The organism is Ruegeria meonggei (assembly GCF_900172215.1).
Classification (GTDB): Bacteria; Pseudomonadota; Alphaproteobacteria; order Rhodobacterales; family Rhodobacteraceae; genus Ruegeria; species Ruegeria meonggei.
The window spans coordinates 299,370-319,041 of record NZ_FWFP01000002.1; the positions used below are offsets into that span (position 1 = coordinate 299,370).

Here is a 19,672-nt window from a genome sequence, read left to right on the forward strand (position 1 = left end):
AGCCAAATAACGTCAACCTTAGCTGACGCTTTCCTCTTCCAGATGCAGCTTCATCTCAATCAGAACCTGTTGCAGCAGGCTGGTTTCCCTCAGCAGACGCTTGGCTTCGTTCACGGTGATGATGCCGTCTTCGATCGCGGCCTGGTATTCAGTCATCAGCATGGCAAACCGCTGGCTCAGCGCGATGACGTCCGAATTTACCCCACCGGTGCGCGGGCTTTCAGTATTTCGGCCGTCGTAAGACAGCGTGATGTTTTTAAGGTCCGCCAGCGCCGAGGTGACATGAGGAAAGTTCGCCACCGCCTCAAGCCGCGCCACGGCATCGACGGGCATGAACCGGTCCGTGTGTTCGGTGTTGTCTGAATAATACCGGCCCAGTGTCGCCTTGGACTTGCCAGTGATTTCGCACGCGGATTCGATTCCGACATCCTTAACCAACGCTTCAGTGTGCTTTTTCAGATAGGCCCCGATATCTGCCATTTTTTTACCTTCTCTGCCGCCTGTACCCACAACATCTGCCTCTGTGGGGGAAAGGGAAATGAAAATTCCCATACTCGATTCATAATTGAAATGTCATATGTTGGCTATCCCTCAGATATGCAGGGGTTTTGTGAGTGAGTGGCGGCGGTTTACGCCGGTAATGAGTGTTCGCGGGGAAGAATTGTAACCTCGTGTTGTTACGGCCGCACGTTGGCCGGCAACGTCACCGTTGTGGACGCGGAGGTTCCATCCCCATTGAGCCTACGCTCTGCCTCTGCAACCACAATGGTGACGTCGCTTCTTTTTTGATTTTTGGCATCTTGCCCGCAAGGAGAGGTCCATTTAGACCCGGGTACATGGCAAAGCTCTATTTCAATTACTCTACTATGAATGCAGGCAAATCGACCGTATTGCTGCAGGCATCGCACAACTACCGCGAGCGTGGCATGGACACTTACCTGATGACAGCGGCGCTAGACGGGCGTGCTGGCACGGGGAAAATCGCCTCTCGCATTGGTATCTCTGCCGACGCCGATACGTTCGGGCCTTCAGACGATGTGTTTGCGATGATCGAACAGCGCATGAACCAAATCCAGATCACTTGTGTCTTTATTGATGAGGCTCAGTTTCTGACCCAGGATCAGGTCTGGCAGCTGGCCCGTGCTGTGGACGATCTGCGCGTGCCAGTGTTGGCCTACGGGCTTAGAGTGGATTTTCAAGGGCATTTGTTTCCCGGCTCGGCGGCCCTGCTCGCCTTGGCAGATGAGATGCGCGAGGTGCGCACCATCTGCAGATGCGGGCGCAAGGCTACTATGGTGATTCGTCAGGACGAAAACGGCACAGCCATCACCGAGGGTGCGCAGGTGCAGATCGGCGGAAATGAGACTTACGTCTCGCTCTGCCGCAAACACTGGCGCGAGGCGGTTGGCCGCTAAACCGGGTTTGGCAACGGGCGACCAGCGACAAAGGCCGCCACATTGTCCAACGCCATATGCCCCATATCGGTGCGCACTTCTTCGGTCGCGGTGCCCAGATGCGGCAGCAGGGTCACGTTGTCCATATCGCGCAAGGCCTGCGGTACGGCTGGTTCGAACTCGTACACATCCAGACCTGCGCCTGCGATCTGATGTGCCTGCAAGGCTGCTATCAGGGCTGTCTCATCCACGACTTCTCCCCGTGCGATATTGATCAGGATGGCCGAAGGGTTCATCGCCTCCAACACCTTTGCATTGATCAGGTGGCGTGTTTCGGCCCCGCCCGGCACAGCGAGGATCAGGAAATCTACCGCGGCGGCCAGTTCATTTAGCTCAGGGATATATTCTGCAGGAAAATCCACGTCCTTTGGGCTGCGTGATTGGTAAGCCACCTGCATCCCGAATCCAAAGTGACAGCGCCGCGCGATGGCCTGACCAATACGGCCCATGCCTACGATGCCAACACGCTTACCGGTGACGTGATGGCCCAGCATCTGAGTTGGATGCCACCCCTGCCACGCGTCTGCGCGCACCAGCCGCTCACCTTCACCTGCGCGGCGGGCTGTCGTCAGCAGCAACGTCATCGCGATATCTGCCGTGGCATCGGTGACGGCTCCGGGCGTATTAGAGACCGCAACGCCGGCAGCACGTGCCGCATCAACATCGATGTGATTAAATCCCACCCCGAAATTTGCCAGTAGCTTGCAGCGCGGCGCGGGAATTTCGGCAAAGACCTGTGCCGAGAACAGATCTCCGAGGGTTGGCACCACGATATCGAACTCGGACAACGCACGCAGCATTTCACCCTGCGCCAGAGGCAGGGTGTTGTCACGAATTTCTACGTCAAACTCGGCTCGGGCGCGTACCTCGACGCTTTCAGTCATTGGTCGGGCGATCAGCAGGCGCATCAGTGCATCCGCCCGCCGGTGGGAACGTCGCCATCCGGCCCGATCAGCACGATCTCCCCCTGTTCGTCCGGCAGTCCCAGCACCAGGACTTCGGACATAAACTTGCCGATCTGGCGCGGCGGAAAGTTAACCACAGCCATCACTTGCTTGCCGACCAAAGACACCGGATCGTAATGCGCGGTGATCTGGGCCGAGGTTTTACGCTCTCCAATATCGTCGCCAAAATCGATCCACATCTTGATCGCGGGCTTGCGCGCCTCGGGGTACGGTTCGGCCCGGGTTACTTCACCCACACGGATGTCGACCTTAGCAAAGTCGTCGAATGAAATCTCACTCACGAGACAGCTCCTTGGATCGGTCGGTTGCCGCTTTGACCGCGCGGTGCAGTAGATCGGGAAACCCCTGGTCTTCATGCATCAGAACCTCAAGCGCGGCTTGAGTGGTCCCGTTGGGAGAGGTCACGTTGATGCGCAATTGCGACGGGTCCTCATCAGCAGCCACTGCCAACGCCCCTGCCCCCGCGACTGTGGATTTGGCGAGCTTCATCGCCAGATCATGCGGCAAACCCTGTGCCTGCCCGGCTGCAGCCAGCGTTTCGATCAGGTGAAAGACATAGGCCGGACCAGACCCGCTGAGGCCGGTGACGGCGTCAATCTGCGTTTCGTGATCCAGGCGAACGGTTTCACCAATGGCCGACAGCAGGGTCTCAGCCAGCGCAACATCTGCGTCAGCGGTCACCGGGTTACCAATCAACGCGGTGATTCCCTGCCGGATCGCCGCAGGCGTGTTTGGCATGGCGCGCACGATCGGAGTACTTTCACCCAGCACGCCTTCGAACGTGGCAATCGACGTGCCCGCAGCGACCGAGATGAAAAGGCTTTTGCCACCGCCCAACGCTTTGATCGCAGGCAAAGCGTCACCCATCATCTGTGGTTTCACGGCGACAAGTACAACTGCCGGGGTCTCGGGGAGTGGCGTGTTGATGTTAACGCCCTGTGCCTTCAGCCAGTCCGAGGGGTTCGGATCAATCACCCAGACCGCTGACGCAGGAAGACCATGCTCTAACCATCCGGCGAGCATGGCCGATCCCATCTTGCCGCATCCCAGAAGCACCAGCCCCTGTTCGGCGACACGTGACATGTCCATGATTGCCCCTCCGCTTAGACATCGCTTTGGGGCAAAGGTTTACGCGCGGCCGTAGGCCTCTGCAATGGCGACTTGCATTGCGTCTTCGGGGGTACGGTTGCCCCATGTGACGAGTTGGATCGCCGGGTAATAGCGTTCGGCGCTCAGCACTGCTGCGGTGATCATCGTGTCGATCTGCTCCGGGCTGGCCATCTGCCCGCCGGCCAGAACCAGACCATAGCGGTAGACCATCAGCTTTTGGTTGGCCCAGTAGGTGAATGCCCCGGCCCAGCACTGATCATTCATCTTGTTCAGCAGCTCATACAGGATGGTCTCGCGTTCTGACGGCGGCTCCATCTCGAACGAGCAAACCATGCGCAGTGTCTCGTCATAGTTGGACCAGGCCAAAGTGATCGAATATGTGCGCCACTGCCCTTCAACAGCCATCGCAATCTGATCATCTCCGATCCGGTCAAAGTCCCAGTCGTGATGTTCAGCAAGATGTTCAACAATATCGATAGGATGAAGGTCTTCTTCCAGAAACTGTTCGGAAAGGGCCATAACGTCACCTCACTACTCTCTAGCATTTTGGGACTGGCAGCGCCCCAGCGCTAGTTGCCTGCTCTACAAGCCGGGCTTCCCCCAAAGACTTGTACTAAATATGGTGCGATGTGGGTGGTGGTCTGGCAACCCCATTTGTTGGGGATAACAGCAATAAGTTGTGGACAGTTAGCAACGGCGATCAAAATATTGCCACTGCGTGTCGCTTTGTCTTGATTAAATTCTGCGACCCGTCAAACTACACCGCACGCACAACCCGATGCCTCGGGTTGCGCGGCAGATAACTTGTCCCAAAAAAATCTGAAACCGTCGAAACGCTGGCGCGTTACTTGTCCAGTTTCGCTTCAAGCGCCGCGATGCGCGCTTCAAGCGCTGTATTCTCTTCGCGCGCTTTCTGCGCCATCGCACGGACAGCATCGAATTCTTCGCGCGTGACAAAGTCGCGGTCGGCCAGCCAGCGGTCGATCATCGACTTCATCGCGGTTTCGGCCTCTTCCCGTGCGCCCTGGGCAACACCCATCGCGTTGGTCATCAGTTGAGATACGTCATCTAGAATCTTGTTGCGGGTTTGCATGGCTTTACTCCGATATCGCGGTTTGTCTCTATATGGGTAAAGATTGGCTCGGGCTCAAGGTTGACTTGCCCCGCAAACCCCGGGCAATGAGACGCACATGCAGGCTGTTCTAAATTTCCCCGATCTGTCGCCCGAATTGTTCTCGATCTCAGTGTTCGGGTTCGAGTTCGCCCTAAGGTGGTACGCACTGGCCTATATCGCCGGTATTCTGATCGCATGGCGGTTAGGGGTAATGGCGCTAAAACGTCCCGCCTTGTGGCCAAACAACAAGCCGCCGATGCAGGCCGCGCAACTAGAGGATCTGATCACCTGGATCATCTTGGGCGTGATTTTGGGTGGACGGCTGGGGTTTGTCTTGTTTTATCAGCCCGGCTATTATCTTTCGAACCCGATTGAGATTCTAAAGGTCTGGCAGGGCGGCATGGCCTTTCATGGCGGATTGCTGGGGGTCGTGGTCGCCTCTTACCTTTTTGCGCGGCGCTATCAAATTCCGGTTCTGTCCATGGCAGATCTGATTGCGCATACAGTACCACCGGGGTTGTTGCTGGGGCGGCTGGCAAACTTCATCAATGCTGAGCTTTGGGGTCGACCCAGCGAATTGCCATGGGCCGTCGTGTTTCCAGGCCCGGCTGCACAGGATTGCCCTGGTGTCTTGGCCGGAATGTGCGCGCGACATCCTTCACAACTATACGAAGCCGCGCTGGAAGGCTTGCTGCTGGGGGCGTTGCTTTTGTGGTTGGCCTATCGGCGCGGCGCGTTCCACAGACGTGGTCTGATCTTGGGGATATTCCTTGCAGGTTATGGCGCCTCACGTTTTTTCATCGAATTCTTCCGACAGCCCGACGCACAGTTCATAGCGCCCGGTAACCCACTGGGGCTGGCGTTGCATGTCGGTGGTCACGGCCTGACAATGGGACAATTGTTGTCGCTGCCTATGATCGCGCTTGGGCTGTGGTTTGCCCTGCGTGCGCGTTCCACGCAATGAGCCTGACGGATCACCTGTTGGCGCGTATCGCTCATGACGGTCCGATAACTGTTGCCGACTATATGACCGAATGTCTGCTGCACCCGACACATGGGTACTACACCACGCGGGACCCGCTGGGCACGCAAGGAGATTTCATCACAGCCCCGGAAGTGAGCCAGATGTTCGGCGAGCTGATCGGGCTGAGCCTTGCACAAAGCTGGCTGAATCAAGGCCACCCTGACCACTTTGTTCTGGCCGAGCTCGGGCCGGGTCGCGGCACCTTGATGGCTGACATCCTGCGGGCCACACGCAGCGTTCCGGGCTTTCACGATGCGGTCGAGGTTGCGCTGCTGGAAGCCTCGCCTACCCTGCAGAACCTTCAGGCACAGACGCTGAAAGACTACGCGCCGCGCTGGATCGAATCCGTCGCCGACCTGCCCGAATCTCCGCTGTTTCTGGTTGCTAACGAATTCTTTGACGCTTTGCCGATCCGCCAGTTCCTGCGCGATGGGGACAGCTGGCGCGAGCGGCTGATTGGTGTGGAAGATGGCGCGCTGACCTACGGGCTTGGTCCGCGGGTCCCGCAGATTGCGTTGAAGCACCGGCTGGACGACACAAAAAACGGCGACCTGGTCGAACTTTGCGCGGCGGCGATTCCGATCATCACCGTGATCGCGGGGCGAATCGGCACTCATGGCGGAGCTGGATTGATTGTGGACTATGGTGATTGGCATTCGCTGGGCGATACGTTTCAGGCCCTCAAAGCGCATGAGCGCGCCAACCCGCTGGCGGCGCCAGGCCAGTCCGATTTGACGGCGCATGTGGATTTCGAACCCCTGGCACTTGCTGCCCGCGCTGCCGGGTGCGCCTATACACGACTGACGCCACAGGGCGTGTTTCTGGAACGGCTGGGGATCAGCACCCGCGCGCAAGCTCTGTCCGCGCCACTCGGCGGGTCTGAGCTTGATACGCTGGTCAGCGCACATCGCCGGTTGACGCACCCTGATGAAATGGGAAACCTGTTCAAAGTGCTGGGCCTCTACCCATCGCCATCCTCACCGCCACCGGGACTTGAGCCATGACATTGGAAATTCTGACTTCGGATATGTTGTCGCCTGTGCGTCACGGGTTCTTCAGCCGCCGCGGCGGCGCCTCTTCCGGGGTTTTTTCAGGCCTCAACTGTGGCTACGGCTCATCCGATCAGACCGAGGCGGTCTCTGTCAATCGGACCCGTGTGGCCAACGCAATGGATGTTTCCCCCGAGGCGCTGATCAGTGTTCATCAGGTCCACTCACCCACTGTTTTGACGATCGATAGCCCAATCAACGGCGACAAGCCCAAAGCGGACGCCGTGGTGACGGCAACCCCCGGACTGGCCCTTACGATTCTCACGGCGGACTGTCAGCCGGTACTTTTTGCCGACGCACAAGCAAACGTGATCGGGGCGGCGCATGCCGGATGGCGCGGCGCCCTGGATGGCGTGCTTGAGGCGACGCTTGACGCGATGGAGGAACTGGGTGCAAAACGCGAAAATACAGCGGCTGTAATCGGGCCCACAATCTCTCAGCAGGCTTATGAAGTCGGGCCTGAATTTCTGGACGATTTCGTCGCAGAATCAGCTGAAAACCTAAGGTTTTTCGCAAACGGAGCCGGGGACAGGCTACAATTCGACCTGCCCGCTTTTGGGCTGCACAGATTGCGACAAGCCGGGATCGGACAGGCGGAATGGACGCGCCACTGCACCTATTCGGATCCAGACAGGTTCTATTCGTATCGCCGGGCGACCCATGCGAAAGAAGCAGACTATGGCCGCCTGATTTCTGTCATTAAATTATAAGTCTCGCCCCAATTGTGGCGATATGGCCGCTTTTTCGCCACATTTAGTGTGTCTATTCGAGTCGGAGCAATTTGATTTTTATTGTCCTCTCTCAGGTGTTTACTAGTTGGTGCTTCCTCAGAGTGTGACAGCTTTAATGAAGAGGAAATGTACGGCTTCGGTAGTCCTGAATTCATCCCCTACTAGCCTTATCACCGCCGTATTGGTCGGCCAGGTTACGGCTTATAGGGACCAGGGGCATCAGACCCCAAACCAGCAGGATGATAAAATGAAGCCAAAATCTCGCTTCCTTAATGCGGTGGTCGAGGCCACCAAAGAGAACGAACTGGAGATGCCCTGGAAACGGGTTTCCAGTAACTCGGTCAGAGTTGCACGCCGGCTGGCAACGCGACGCTGATCACTAAGGCCCGGGGAGCCAAGCTGCCGGTTCCCAGAGTCAAGACGCGCAACGGAGGGGTGCTCCGATCCGCTGTGCGACCAGCCGCAAGTTTTTGCGCGGCGTGGGTTCGGAGCGTGTGTGCGTAGGTAATTTTCGCCTGCGTTTTTACGAGTTTGTCTGGGGGGTCAATGTGTTGACCATTAGTGTGCAAGGTATATTCGCGATGCGCGACCGGTTTTGGTCGCGGCTCTGTGGTAACCCTTCTCATTCAAGACAAAGAAAAACCGATCGGGCGGACCTACACAGGGGTTCAGTCTGCCTGAACGGATGTTAGAGGGGTCGGAATAACCATGACTATTCCATATTCTTTGTCCCGCGCTGCCAGAAATGCCGTTGGAACTTCGGTAGTTCTGCGCGATGCGCCAAGGCCAACAACAAAGCAAAAGGCGCAGTTGCGCCGCTATGAAGTCAGTACACTGATGAAAAACGGGGAAATTGCGCAGACGCGCCATATTGCCCCCGCTCTGCCTGTATTCGAGGATGCGTTCTGCGCTTTCACACGCGGGTCGCTGGTGGAAACCGAAAGCGGTCCGATGGCAATCGAGGACCTGCTGCCCGGCGACACAGTGCTGACGCAGGATGGCACTTCCGAAACTGTCGTGTGGAAAGGGTCAGTGACTTTGATCCCGGGGCGTGTGGATTCCAGGGGCCGAACACGCCCGCTGACACGGATCATGGCAGATACGTTCGGGATGCAAAAACCGCTGTCTGGCGTGATTGCTGGCCCGTCTGCACGGCTGGTAGGCACGCCCGGCCATCTGCGCCACATCCACGGCGACGATCAGGTTCTGACCCCGGTTCATGAGTTTCAGGACGGGATGAGTGTTATCGAGACACTGCCACCGACGCCCATCGAACTGTTTCATATCTGCCTGAAACGGCATTCAGTCATTCGGGTCGACGGGTTGCAATTCGAATCCTACCATCCCGGTATCAACGCGGTGCGCAGGATCAGCCATTCGCTACGGTCGATCTATCTGAACCTGTTCGCGCATGTCGATTCGCTGAACGATTTCGGCCCGCTGGCCATGCCGCGTGCCGGCGACGGCGAGATGGACGCACTGACAGCCTAAGACCGAAGAAACTGCAATGTGGGGGCATTATGCAGCTGATAATAAGTTGGGTACTTTCGCTGATGGTGGCAGCCTTTTTGCCACCATCAAAACAACAAACAAAGCGGATGATGTTTACGCCGTCCGGCTCATTCGTTCTTCCAGAACGTCAAAAGGTACGCCGGGTTCGTCTTTTGCGCCGCGGATAACAAGCGATGTCTTGACGCTGGCCACGTTCGGCGTGGTCAGCAATTCGCCTGTCAGAAATTGCTGGAAACTGCTGAGATCCGGCGCGACGCATTTCAGGATAAAGTCCACCTCGCCATTCAGCATGTGGCACTCGCGAACCAGCGGCCATTCGCGGCAGCGTTCCTCAAAAGCGCTAAGCTCCGCTTCGGCTTGGCTTTCCAGACCAACCATAGCAAAGACCTGAACTTCGAACCCGAGTTCGCGTGAATTCACCTCGGCATGGTAGCCGCGGATCAGGCCGGATTCTTCCAAAGTACGCACACGCCGCAGACACGGCGGCGCCGAAATACCGACGCGTTTTGCCAGCTCGACGTTGGTCATACGACCGTCAGCCTGCAATTCCGCTAGAATCATGCGGTCAATCTCATCCAGCCGAGTCGCGACCATCAAATGCTCCTGATTTTTTCGGTTGTTATATCAGCACCCGGAAGATGCGCAATAATCTTTCGTGCTTGCGCAATATTGTTTATTTTCAATGTTCTTTTTTTTGCGCTCTGCACCGCGTGCATAGCGGATACAAATCCGGAAGGGGCTTTAAGCCCCGCCCGGTGGTCGCTATATCCATCCGTCAGGGGCCGCGCGCCCATATCAGGCAGATCAAGCTGGGGGTACCATGGCCGAAACACGACACACCAAGGTTCTGATCATCGGATCGGGACCGGCCGGTTACACTGCGGGCGTTTACGCCAGCCGTGCGATGCTGGAACCGATTTTGGTTCAGGGCATCGAGCCCGGCGGTCAGCTGACCACCACCACCGAGGTCGAGAACTGGCCCGGTGATACCGAAGTTCAGGGTCCCGACCTGATGGTCCGCATGCAAGACCACGTCAAAGCGATGGGCTGCGAGGTGATTGGCGACATCATCAGCGATCTGGACCTCAGCAAACGCCCGTTCACCGCCAAGAGCGACAGCGGCGCCACCTACACTGCCGACGCGGTCATTCTGGCCACTGGCGCACGCGCCAAATGGCTGGGTCTGCCCTCAGAAGAAAAGTTCAAGGGTTTTGGCGTCTCGGCCTGCGCCACCTGTGACGGTTTCTTCTATCGCGGGCAGGAAATCGTGGTGATCGGTGGCGGCAACACCGCCGTCGAAGAGGCACTGTTTTTGACCAATTTTGCCAGCAAGGTCACGCTGATCCACCGCCGCGATGAACTGCGTTCCGAGAAGATTCTGCAGGATCGTCTGTTTAAGAACGACAAGATCGAACCCCTGTGGTTTCACGAATTGGATGAAGTGATCGGCACTGACGCCCCGCTGGGCGTCGAAGGCGTACGCGTCAAGAACGTGAAAACCGGCGAGATCAGCGAGATCCCCTGCAAAGGCGTCTTTGTCGCCATTGGCCATGCCCCGGCCAACGAATTGGTCAAGGACTCGCTGGAGACCCACATGGGCGGATACGTGGTCACCAAGCCAGGTTCGACCGAGACCTCGGTGCCCGGCGTTTTTGCAGCAGGCGATCTGACCGATCACATCTATCGCCAGGCCGTCACCAGCGCCGGGATGGGCTGTATGGCTGCGCTGGATGCTGAACGATTTCTTGCCGAGCAGGAATAATCCAATGCTGGAATTCTCCGGTCCGGTCTGGAGAATTCTGTTTCAATCCAAGGCAAACGCCCCTTTGGCCCCTGCCCGGGCGCCAGAGGGGCGTTTTCACCATTCGGGACAAGTGGCGCTTTATGCGTCGCTCAGCCCAGAGGGAGCCGGAATTGCAATCCGGCGTTACGTGTCGGGCGGTGATCCCCAACGGGTTCTGCAGCGGGCAAAGGTGACAATGGCGCAGATGGTTGATTTGCGCGGCCAGTCCGATGTGTCGATTGTCTGGCAGGACGTTTTTGACCGGCAGGGGCATTCTCCGACATGGAAGTTTTCAGACCAAGCGCGCGACACAGGCGCTGATGGGGTGATCTACAGCTCACGCTCTCGCCCGGATCTGAGCCATTTGGTTCTGTTCACCACATCGCCGGCGCATATCCGCACCGTTGGTCCACCGTCAAACTGGGTGCCGCCATACACAACCATAGCTTGACCGCTGCGCGACGCCGTATCAGACTCGCGGCAAGGAAAGCGAACGCAGGTGATCTGATTGAATAGTGTTCTGTGGCAAGGCAGCTGGGCAACCCGGCTGAGGATCGGTAGTGGCCTGATCCTGTTCACTTTTGCGATCTTCCATTTCATCAATATCGGGCTGGGCTTGTTTCATACCGATTATCTGCATGGCATGCAGGATGGGCGCAAAGCTGTAACCCGGCACGACGTCACGAGCGTGATCCTGTACGTCGCCTTGCTTTTTCATTCCGGTTTGGCGCTGTATTCTATCAGCAAACGCAGAACCCTGCGGATGCCCTTTTCGACCGGGTTACAGGTGGTTCTGGGGCTACTCATCCCACTGCAGCTGATCTCTCACATCGTTCAGACTCGTTATGCGCATGAGGTGTTCAACGTAAATGACGAGATGGGTTACATAATCATCCTGATGTGGCCCAGCAACGTAATCTGGACCCAAAGCCTACTACTGCTGCTGGTTTGGATACATGGCTGCATTGGCTTGCACATGTGGTTGCGTCTAAGCCGCTGGTGGTCAAAGACGGTGCCTTACTTGATCGGTCTGGCCGTGTTCATCCCGTCTTTTGCGCTGGCCGGATTGCTGACCGAGGGACGACGATTGTGGACGGATTTCGCTGATCCGTTTTTGCGCGACCAATATATTGAACACTATAACTGGCCTACGCCCGAAGAGTTTCAGGCCCTGTTCAGCGTCAAAAACAACGCCCTGTTGGCCTTCTGGATCGCTTTGGGCGTATCCCTCGCAGTCTATGTCTTACGCAAGCTTTGGCGCAGGCGGCACTCGGTACGCGTCAAATACGTCGAAGGCCCCGAAGTCGTGGCCGAAAAAGGCATGACGCTGCTTGAGATTTCGCAGGCCAATGGCATCCCGCACACTGCGCTGTGCGGAGGCAAAGGGCGCTGTACCACTTGCCGCGTGATAGTTGAGGATGGCGCCGCCAATCTGCCCGACCCCAGCCCGACCGAGGCCCGCAGCCTTGCCGCCGTCAGCGCACCCGAAGGGGCACGTCTGGCCTGCCAAATCCGACCGACCGAGCCGATAACGGCCTTTCGCATGTTCCGGTCTGGTGGCGGGCGCAACCGGGCCCATGCCAGCCAGGGCCAAGAGAGGCAACTGGCAGTTCTGTTCCTGGACATGCGCGGATTCACGGCGCGCACCACTGGCCAGTTGCCCTATGATATCGTTTTTCTGCTCAACCGGTTTTTCGACGCAATTGTCCCTGCGATCACCGCAGACGGCGGCGTGGTCGACAAATACATGGGCGACGGGCTGCTGGCCGTATTCGAGACGTCGGATGCCAAAAGCTCGGCCCGGGCCGGGCTGCGGGCGGCCGCTGATGTCAGCCGGGCGCTGGACATCTTCAACCGCCAACTTGAGGCCGAAGGCAGCCCCCGTATTCGCATCGGCATGGGCCTGCATCTGGGTGATCTGGTTCTGGGTGAGATCGGGGCCGCAGGAAATGCTGCACGCACAATAATCGGCGACGCAGTGAATGTAGCCAGCCGTCTCGAAGCGGAGACCAAAGCGCTGGGGGTCGAGCTTTTGGTGTCAGCCGAATTGTTGCAAGAGGCAGGTCATGACGGTGATATGAGCAGCCTGCGATCCTTTAACCTGCGCGGGGTGACCCGCCCGATTCCCGCTCTGCCCGTCCCAAGCGCTGCAGTGCTTGGGACCGAAATGGCCGCATAGGAACGCATTTACCTTTTCAGGTCGAATTGCCGCCCATCTGCGGGATTTTGGCCGTAATATGCCCTGATTACTGGAAAATCCTTCCATTCCGGAGAAAAACCGCGCATATCGTCCTTTGTTTCATGACTGTATATGGACTTTGACCACTGACCGGGGCAAACGCCCCGCAAACGCCCTTGAATCACCGGCAAACCTCACTTCGACAAGAGTATTCCAATGACGATGTTAAGCAACCTGACTCCGATCCCTGAACTGTATGTTTCGTACGAGTCGGCGCAGAAATTGAAGGTAGAAGCTGCCGATCTGACCAGCTGGGACCTGAGCCCGCGCCAGATCTGCGACCTTGAACTGCTGATGAATGGCGGGTTCAACCCGCTCAAGGGCTTCTTGTCCGAGGCGGATTACGACAACGTCGTCGAAAACATGCGTCTGGCGGATGGCACCCTGTGGCCGATGCCGATCACGCTGGATGTCAGCGAAGACTTTGCCGACAAGATCGAGCTGGGTCAGGACATTGCCTTGCGTGATCAGGAAGGCGTCATTCTGGGCACCATGACCGTGACTGATCGCTGGACACCAAACAAAGCGCGCGAGGCCGAAAAAGTTTTTGGCGTTGATGACGATGCGCATCCTGCTGTAAACTACCTGCACAACGTCGCGGGCAAAGTCTATCTGGGTGGACCCATAGTCGGCATTCAGCAACCCGTCCACTATGACTTCCGTGCCCGCCGCGACACCCCGAACGAGCTGCGCGCCTATTTCCGAAAGTTGGGCTGGCGTCGTATCGTGGCCTTCCAGACCCGCAACCCGCTGCACCGCGCGCATCAGGAGCTGACCTTCCGCGCCGCGAAAGAGGCACAGGCCAACCTGCTGATCCACCCGGTTGTCGGCATGACCAAACCAGGCGATGTTGATCACTTCACCCGCGTCCGCTGTTATGAGGCGGTTCTGGACAAATACCCGGCCTCGACAACGTCGATGTCGCTGCTGAACCTGGCAATGCGCATGGCCGGCCCGCGCGAAGCGGTTTGGCACGGATTGATCCGCGCCAATCACGGCTGCACCCACTTCATCGTTGGCCGTGACCACGCTGGCCCCGGCAAGAACTCTGCCGGCGAGGATTTCTATGGTCCATATGACGCGCAGGACCTGTTCCGCCAGTTCCAGGATGAGATCGGCGTCGAAATGGTCGATTTCAAACACATGGTCTATGTGCAGGAACGTGCCCAATACGAGCCCAATGACGAGATCGAAGACAAAGACAATGTCACGATCCTGAACATTTCGGGCACCGAACTGCGCCGCCGTTTGCGCGAAGGTCTGGAGATCCCCGAATGGTTCTCGTTCCCGGAAGTTGTGACCGAGTTGCGCCGCACTTCACCGCCCCGCTCGGAGCAAGGTTTTACCGTATTTTTCACCGGCTTCTCTGGGTCCGGCAAATCCACTATCGCCAACGCGCTTATGGTCAAGCTGATGGAGATGGGCGGTCGTCCGGTCACGTTGTTGGACGGCGACATCGTGCGTAAGAACCTGTCGTCAGAACTGGGTTTCTCGAAAGAGCATCGTGACCTGAACATCCGCCGCATTGGCTATGTCGCCAGCGAGATCACCAAGAATGGCGGTATCGCCATCTGTGCCCCGATCGCGCCTTATGCCACCACCCGTCGTGCAGTGCGTGAAGATGTCGAAGCGTTCGGCGCTTTCTGCGAGGTCCACGTGGCCACCACTATCGAAGAATGCGAACGCCGCGACCGCAAGGGCCTGTATAAGCTGGCACGCGAAGGCAAGATCAAGGAATTCACGGGCATCTCAGACCCTTATGACGTGCCTGCCAAACCCGAGTTGAGCGTGGAGACCGAGAATGTTGACGTCGATAACTGCGCCCATCAAGTTTTGCTCAAGCTGGAAAGCATGGGCTTGATCGCCGCATCGTAAACCCAAAGAGTAGTCGCAAAAAAGGGCAGCGCTTATGCAAAGCGCTGCCCTTTTTCGTCAAATTTGGAACGATCAATTTCGACCGTTTGCAATTGTGTTGGCAACGTCCTGGGCGTTGATTGGCGCACCCGAGGCGCGCAGTAGATCGCCGACCTCCCAATCACCGGCATTGACCGGCGCCGGGTTGTCCAGCAACGCCATCAGGTCCGGATCGTCATTCGGAGTCCAATTTGGCATGTTGCGCACATAAGACATCGGATCGCCGTCGAGAAGCCCGCCGAACACCTCGGCAACGATGGTCCCGCCGACCTGTCCCAACATCCGGCCCGAATTGTTTGCCGGCAAGATCTGGCTTTCCTTCAGGATGTAATGCCACAGAATATCCTCGTGTGGGTCACCAATTGCATGAGGCGTCAGGCCCATGCGATGTGCCACATCCGTTCCTTTCGGCAGTTCCAGCCGCATCGAGCGCAGCAGGTTCAGGAAGGCCAGTCTGTTGGGTTTGGGATCAGGCCCTTCGGGCAGCGCAAACACCGCCGATGACAGCTTGGTATCGATCCGGCGCGCAGGTTGCGGGAACGGACCGCCAGAATTGATGTCAAAGAACCAGTCCCATTGCAGCGTATGGCGATGGGGGAAATGGCGGAAGCCACGCAGGTCATGACGAATTTTCCCGCCCGAGTCCGTTGGACCATCGGGGTGGAAGATAGGCAATTCGGTTCCAAACCCAAGCCCGGTGTCATCGTCATCATTGACGTTGATCTGATAGCCCGGTCGGATCAGAGAATGGCCAAAACGATAGGCCGCGACAGAAAACTCAACCGGCATGAAGGGCTGATAGGACCAATCATAAACCGTGCCGTTGAACTTATGGCAATCCGCCTTGTCCAGAACGCGGGTCCAGATCGCATCGCTGACTAGTCGTTTGATGAAGTCGTTCCAAACCACATATTGATAAAACCAGCGCACCTTGCGCTGCGCCTCCTGAAACATCTCACCGTCAAACTCGAATTCGGTGCCCTCATTGTCTGGATCGCCGGTCGCGAGCTGCAACATGACCCGGTTGTGCAGACGCAACATTGCCAACTGGAACTGGGACACAATCACATTTTCGTCGTTGCGCATATCGCCGATGATGGCGCGGCCTTGCCGGTTGCGCTGTAGGTCCGGTTCGTTCGAGCCCGCCACCTGTTTTTCGCCGGTCCAATCCTGTTCGGTCGTCCCCAGCAGGAACAGACCACCGCGCTTCTGGTCATACATGAACGGCTCATCCGCCGGGCCTTCGCCATAGAGGCAATCAAGGTCTAGACGCGGCGTGCGGAAGTTGTCGAGCTTGTCCGGATCGCTCTGACGCATCAGCGACGAGGTCGGATCAAAGGTTATGTCGTGATCCACGAACTGGCCGAAATAAGTGTACCCGGCGGGCAGGTTCGCATTGTCCAGATTGTCCTGCCCGGCTGTCTCGCTCATGGAGTTTGTCGCAAAGTCGCGCAGAGCGGCAACTGCAGCAGCGTCGTCGGCATGGGGCGACTGCCATGGGGGAAGGGTGCGGAAGAGACGCCCGAACGGGCCTTTATATTGCTTAGATCTGGGTAGGCTGGAAATACCATACCTGGATGATGAAACGCTCATCGCTATGCTCCTAGAAAATGGGTCTGTTTGAAATGCTGACCAACTCTTATGTCGGTGCCAAAAATGCCGGCAATTGAATCAAAGTCTTAAAAATAAGGGCCAAAGACTATGTCTTCCTAAGCTGGCCGCAGGCGAATTTTACCAAAAAACGGGGTTTGAAAAAAGGTCAGCGCAATTGACTTTGCGAAAATCGGCCAACGGCGCTGTAACCATCAACCGATACAACCACTTGCAATCAAAGAGACAAAATCAAATTTATCAATCTAAGGCAATTCGGCCCGCAGCGCGGCGACTGCGCGGCGCTCGAACGCACCAAATTCAGCCGCCTGTTGTTGAATTGAGTGCAGATGAGGTAGTCGGCGGGCGTAATCTTCCGGGGAAACGGATTGAATTGCGCGGTGAATATCGGTCTCGGTCTTACACAGGACCATGCCTGATGTGTCGAAGAAATCACTGATATTCGGACAGCCCCAATAGATCGGAACAGTCGCGCACAGGATCGTGTCGGTCAGTTTCTCCGAGAAATAGTTCCGCTCACGCACATTCTCTATCACCACGGAAAAGCGATACGGGGCCAGCCCGTCTGATTTGCGTTCAAACGGCGTATAGCCGCGACCCATGATCTCGACATCCGCGCCGCTGTCTCGGACCCAGTTGATGACCGAATGGCGCAATTGATGCCCTTTGAGGTTGCGCTTGGCCGAGGCAATCAACGAACAGGATTTGGTTTTCTCAACCGACAGCGCCTGCCAATCCGGAACCATAGTGACGCCATAGGGCAAGAAAACCGCGTTTGGTATGCCCTGCAACAACACATCATGAAAAGTCAGCACCCGAAAGAACCGGCGCCACGTATAGCGCAGCATCCGGTCGTGTTTGGCGTGAATGGCCGAAGGTTCACCCATCATCAGCGAAATCTGCGCACGGGTGCCCCGGCGCAGGCCCAGATGAACGGTGGAATTTGGGTACATGATCAGATGATCTGTGCGCTCCAGATCGCCTACGGTCTTGCCTGTCAGGCGCTCTGGGCAGCCTTCGGGCCAGATCAGCTCGGACAAGGGAACCCCGGCCAGTTTCGGCCCCAATCGGTGGCCATACGGCAGGATAGCGATGGCCGGGTTAGCCATCATGCAGCTTCCGACAAATCGACCTGACCGCGCATCAGCACGAAGCCGCGACCGGCGACCTTGATGCCGGTCATCGCATCGGCAGGACCCACGCGCGTGACCGTGGCCTGACCTGGGCGGCCCATATCGTTGCCCTGTTCGGCTGTGAACGTATCTTTGGGCATCAGCCCATGTTTCCAAAGATACGCCGCCATCGCGCCTGTGGCGGACCCGGTGAACGGATCTTCGGGCGGGCTGGGCGGCGCCAGCAGCAGACGCGAGAATGTATCGCCCGCACCGGTCGCCCCCTTGAGTGTCACCAGGAACGGTTCAGCCACGTCAGAGCCGGAAAAGCCAGCCCGTTCAGCCACCTTGCGCAGCGGCTCTTCGACCAACTTTGCGGCGCGCAACGCATCGTGATCGCGCAGAACCGTTACGCAGAAGGGCAAACCGGTGGACACCAGTTGCGGGGGCGAGATGATGGCCTCTTGCGGCAGGCTGACGGCGGCCGCGACAAGATCGGCGGGAATGTAATCGCCGAATTGCGGTGCGATCTGCGTCATCTCGATCTCATCGCCATTGAAACAGATCGGAACAATCCCGGCCCCGGTTTCCAGCGTCAGCGTATCGCCCTGTATCAACCCACGCGATCGCATTGCGGCCACTGTGGCGATGGTGGGATGCCCGGCAAATGGAATTTCGCGGCTGGCAAGGAAATAGCGCACTCTGATGTCGGCCACATCGGACGGCCCGGTAAATGTGCATTCAACCAGAGAGGTTTCGCGCACATAATCCATGCAGGTGTCCTGGGCCAGCACCGCACCACCATGGACCACGGCGCAGCCGTTTCCGCCAAAGGCGCGACTACTGAAGGCGTCTACCCAATCAAAGTCAAACCAACTCATGTCTCACGCTCCGCTCTGCGATACTTTCACGTTTCGCATATCTCGCCCGCAGGGCAGCGGATGTCACGGGGAAATCGCGGGGCGGAACCGTTTCAGTGAACGGCCACCGGTGAAAAGTCATGTTCACGCGCCAGGTTGAACGCCAGCTTGCGGTCGGCGACCAACGCCAGTTGCTGACCATCTGAATCGTGTACGGCGTACAGGTGATGCAGATCACCGGCCTGTTCACGCAGTTCCCGAGGCAGATCAGCGACTTCAACCATTTTGACATAGACGATCCGGTCGCCTTCGGTGTTCAGTTCAATCGGTGTATTCATAGCTCTTACCCCTTTCGTATGTTGATTGTTTGCACCACGGTTTCCGGGACGGCACGGGTCAGGTCCACGTGCAGCAGACCGTTTTCCATGATCGCCTCACCCACCTCGACACCATCAGCCAGCACGAACATGCGCTGAAACTGGCGCGCCGCGATGCCGCGATGCAGAAAGACGCGCCCTTCGCTGTCGTCGCGTTGACGGCCCCGGATCACCAATTGGCGATCCTCGATGGTGATCGACAGGTCCTCTTCCGCGAACCCGGCCACAGCCAGGGTGATGCGATAGGAAAAATCCGAGGTCTGTTCGATATTATAGGGCGGATACCCTTCGTTACCGGCCTTTGCAGACCGTTCCAGAAGGCGTTCCAATTGCTCGAACCCCAAAAGATGCGGGTATGAGCCAAGAGTAAGTTTTGACACGTATTTTCGTCCTTTATTGCCAAAGCGACGTATTGAGCGGCCCCGTAGCGGCAACCGCGTATGATAGAATATGGGAAGAAACCAGGATGTCCACAAGGTCTGGCCGGATAAACCCTGACACACTATCTTGTGTGGAAAGCACCACAATAAACACTGAGTCGCCCATGAACGCGCCCACCGATCTTTCGATGAAAACAGATGAAGTTTTGCGCGTGGAGCTGGAGGTTTTCCGCCGCCAGCACCGTGACCTGGACGAAGCGATCGAGGCGCTGCAGGCCAAAGGCACGTCTGATCAACTGACGATCAAGCGATTGAAAAAGCAGAAACTGAAGCTGAAAGACCTCATTCGGTTGATCGAAGACCGCCTGACCCCCGATATCATCGCCTGAAACCTCTGTACCGCATTGCCACATAACCGGATTTGGCTATAGTGCGCG

Annotated in this window: 23 protein-coding genes; 11 read left to right on the top strand and 12 right to left on the bottom strand. The window is 57.4% G+C overall.

The window, feature by feature from the left end; genetic code table 11:
* Window positions 1-18: 18 nt before the first annotated feature.
* The gene (locus RUM8411_RS04165) at window positions 19-480 is read right to left on the bottom strand and encodes a hypothetical protein (RefSeq protein WP_085821594.1); all 462 of its coding nucleotides are present in this window, start codon (window positions 478-480) and stop codon (window positions 19-21) included.
* 356 nt (window positions 481-836) lie between these two features.
* Between RUM8411_RS04165 and RUM8411_RS04170 the strand changes: the two genes are divergently transcribed.
* Window positions 837-1,415 carry a thymidine kinase gene (locus RUM8411_RS04170; RefSeq protein ID WP_085821379.1) on the top strand — a complete coding sequence of 193 codons (579 nt, stop codon included), beginning with the start codon at window positions 837-839 and terminating at the stop codon, window positions 1,413-1,415.
* On the opposite strand, the gene RUM8411_RS04175 is transcribed toward RUM8411_RS04170, so the two are convergent.
* From RUM8411_RS04175 to RUM8411_RS04195, 5 genes are all read right to left on the bottom strand, one after another.
* On the bottom strand, window positions 1,412-2,362 hold the full coding sequence (locus RUM8411_RS04175) for a 2-hydroxyacid dehydrogenase (RefSeq protein ID WP_085821380.1): 951 nt from the start codon (window positions 2,360-2,362) through the stop codon (window positions 1,412-1,414). The genes RUM8411_RS04170 and RUM8411_RS04175 overlap by 4 nt on opposite strands.
* A complete protein-coding gene (locus RUM8411_RS04180) occupies window positions 2,362-2,700 on the bottom strand; it encodes a tRNA-binding protein (protein ID WP_085821381.1) in 339 nt (112 codons plus the stop codon). The genes RUM8411_RS04175 and RUM8411_RS04180 overlap by 1 nt, the downstream gene beginning before the upstream one ends.
* Entirely contained in the window at window positions 2,693-3,508 is an 816-nt protein-coding gene (gene proC, locus RUM8411_RS04185; RefSeq protein ID WP_085821382.1) for a pyrroline-5-carboxylate reductase, read from the bottom strand. The genes RUM8411_RS04180 and proC overlap by 8 nt, the downstream gene beginning before the upstream one ends.
* Window positions 3,509-3,547: 39 nt before the next feature.
* Window positions 3,548-4,048, bottom strand: a complete 501-nt coding sequence (locus tag RUM8411_RS04190; protein ID WP_085821383.1) for a type III secretion system chaperone family protein — start codon at window positions 4,046-4,048, stop codon at window positions 3,548-3,550.
* A 325-nt stretch (window positions 4,049-4,373) separates the two neighbouring features.
* On the bottom strand, window positions 4,374-4,622 hold the full coding sequence (locus RUM8411_RS04195) for an accessory factor UbiK family protein (protein ID WP_085821384.1): 249 nt from the start codon (window positions 4,620-4,622) through the stop codon (window positions 4,374-4,376).
* A 97-nt stretch (window positions 4,623-4,719) separates the two neighbouring features.
* On the opposite strand from RUM8411_RS04195, the gene lgt reads away from it, so the two are divergent.
* The 5 genes from lgt (at window position 4,720) to RUM8411_RS04220 (ending at window position 8,938) form a co-directional block, all read left to right on the top strand.
* Window positions 4,720-5,607 (top strand): prolipoprotein diacylglyceryl transferase, encoded by an 888-nt coding sequence (gene lgt / locus RUM8411_RS04200; protein WP_085821385.1) that lies wholly within the window; start codon window positions 4,720-4,722, stop codon window positions 5,605-5,607.
* A complete protein-coding gene (locus RUM8411_RS04205; RefSeq protein WP_085821386.1) occupies window positions 5,604-6,671 on the top strand; it encodes a class I SAM-dependent methyltransferase in 1,068 nt (355 codons plus the stop codon). The genes lgt and RUM8411_RS04205 overlap by 4 nt, the downstream gene beginning before the upstream one ends.
* Complete coding sequence (gene pgeF / locus RUM8411_RS04210) at window positions 6,668-7,426, top strand: peptidoglycan editing factor PgeF (RefSeq protein WP_085821387.1); 759 nt, start codon at window positions 6,668-6,670, stop codon at window positions 7,424-7,426. Before RUM8411_RS04205 ends, pgeF begins: the two co-directional genes overlap by 4 nt.
* A 268-nt stretch (window positions 7,427-7,694) precedes the next feature.
* Window positions 7,695-7,823: a hypothetical protein gene (locus RUM8411_RS23140; protein ID WP_268808300.1), complete on the top strand. Its 129-nt coding sequence runs from the start codon at window positions 7,695-7,697 to the stop codon at window positions 7,821-7,823.
* A gap of 332 nt (window positions 7,824-8,155) precedes the next feature.
* Window positions 8,156-8,938: a Hint domain-containing protein gene (locus RUM8411_RS04220; protein WP_085821389.1), complete on the top strand. Its 783-nt coding sequence runs from the start codon at window positions 8,156-8,158 to the stop codon at window positions 8,936-8,938.
* 114 nt (window positions 8,939-9,052) lie between these two features.
* Here the strand turns inward: RUM8411_RS04220 and RUM8411_RS04225 are convergent, their stop codons facing one another.
* A complete protein-coding gene (locus RUM8411_RS04225) occupies window positions 9,053-9,553 on the bottom strand; it encodes an Lrp/AsnC family transcriptional regulator (RefSeq protein WP_085821390.1) in 501 nt (166 codons plus the stop codon).
* Between the two features lie 226 nt (window positions 9,554-9,779).
* Here RUM8411_RS04225 and trxB point away from each other — a divergent pair, with 226 nt between their 5' ends.
* The 4 genes from trxB (at window position 9,780) to RUM8411_RS04245 (ending at window position 14,856) form a co-directional block, all read left to right on the top strand.
* Window positions 9,780-10,721 carry a thioredoxin-disulfide reductase gene (trxB, locus tag RUM8411_RS04230; RefSeq protein WP_085821391.1) on the top strand — a complete coding sequence of 314 codons (942 nt, stop codon included), beginning with the start codon at window positions 9,780-9,782 and terminating at the stop codon, window positions 10,719-10,721.
* Between the two features lie 4 nt (window positions 10,722-10,725).
* Window positions 10,726-11,193, top strand: a complete 468-nt coding sequence (locus RUM8411_RS04235) for an RES family NAD+ phosphorylase (RefSeq protein WP_085821392.1) — start codon at window positions 10,726-10,728, stop codon at window positions 11,191-11,193.
* 57 nt (window positions 11,194-11,250) lie between these two features.
* Window positions 11,251-12,921, top strand: coding sequence for an adenylate/guanylate cyclase domain-containing protein (locus tag RUM8411_RS04240; protein ID WP_085821393.1), 1,671 nt, complete (start codon window positions 11,251-11,253; stop codon window positions 12,919-12,921).
* A gap of 216 nt (window positions 12,922-13,137) precedes the next feature.
* Entirely contained in the window at window positions 13,138-14,856 is a 1,719-nt protein-coding gene (locus RUM8411_RS04245; RefSeq protein ID WP_085821394.1) for a bifunctional sulfate adenylyltransferase/adenylylsulfate kinase, read from the top strand.
* 72 nt (window positions 14,857-14,928) lie between these two features.
* Here the strand turns inward: RUM8411_RS04245 and RUM8411_RS04250 are convergent, their stop codons facing one another.
* The 5 genes from RUM8411_RS04250 to RUM8411_RS04270 all read right to left on the bottom strand — a co-directional run bounded on the left by RUM8411_RS04250 (window position 14,929) and on the right by RUM8411_RS04270 (window position 19,235).
* Window positions 14,929-16,326: a peroxidase family protein gene (locus RUM8411_RS04250; RefSeq protein WP_159453852.1), complete on the bottom strand. Its 1,398-nt coding sequence runs from the start codon at window positions 16,324-16,326 to the stop codon at window positions 14,929-14,931.
* Window positions 16,327-16,751: 425 nt separating this feature from the next.
* On the bottom strand, window positions 16,752-17,618 hold the full coding sequence (locus RUM8411_RS04255; RefSeq protein ID WP_306372816.1) for a glycosyltransferase family 10 domain-containing protein: 867 nt from the start codon (window positions 17,616-17,618) through the stop codon (window positions 16,752-16,754).
* On the bottom strand, window positions 17,615-18,499 hold the full coding sequence (locus RUM8411_RS04260) for a PhzF family phenazine biosynthesis protein (RefSeq protein WP_085821396.1): 885 nt from the start codon (window positions 18,497-18,499) through the stop codon (window positions 17,615-17,617). Before RUM8411_RS04260 ends, RUM8411_RS04255 begins: the two co-directional genes overlap by 4 nt.
* Before the next feature lie 92 nt (window positions 18,500-18,591).
* Window positions 18,592-18,816 (bottom strand): DUF1150 family protein, encoded by a 225-nt coding sequence (locus tag RUM8411_RS04265; protein ID WP_085821397.1) that lies wholly within the window; start codon window positions 18,814-18,816, stop codon window positions 18,592-18,594.
* Between the two features lie 5 nt (window positions 18,817-18,821).
* Window positions 18,822-19,235 (bottom strand): Hsp20 family protein, encoded by a 414-nt coding sequence (locus RUM8411_RS04270; protein WP_085821398.1) that lies wholly within the window; start codon window positions 19,233-19,235, stop codon window positions 18,822-18,824.
* Window positions 19,236-19,399: 164 nt separating this feature from the next.
* Between RUM8411_RS04270 and RUM8411_RS04275 the strand changes: the two genes are divergently transcribed.
* A complete protein-coding gene (locus tag RUM8411_RS04275) occupies window positions 19,400-19,624 on the top strand; it encodes a YdcH family protein (protein WP_085821399.1) in 225 nt (74 codons plus the stop codon).
* Window positions 19,625-19,672: the final 48 nt, after the last annotated feature.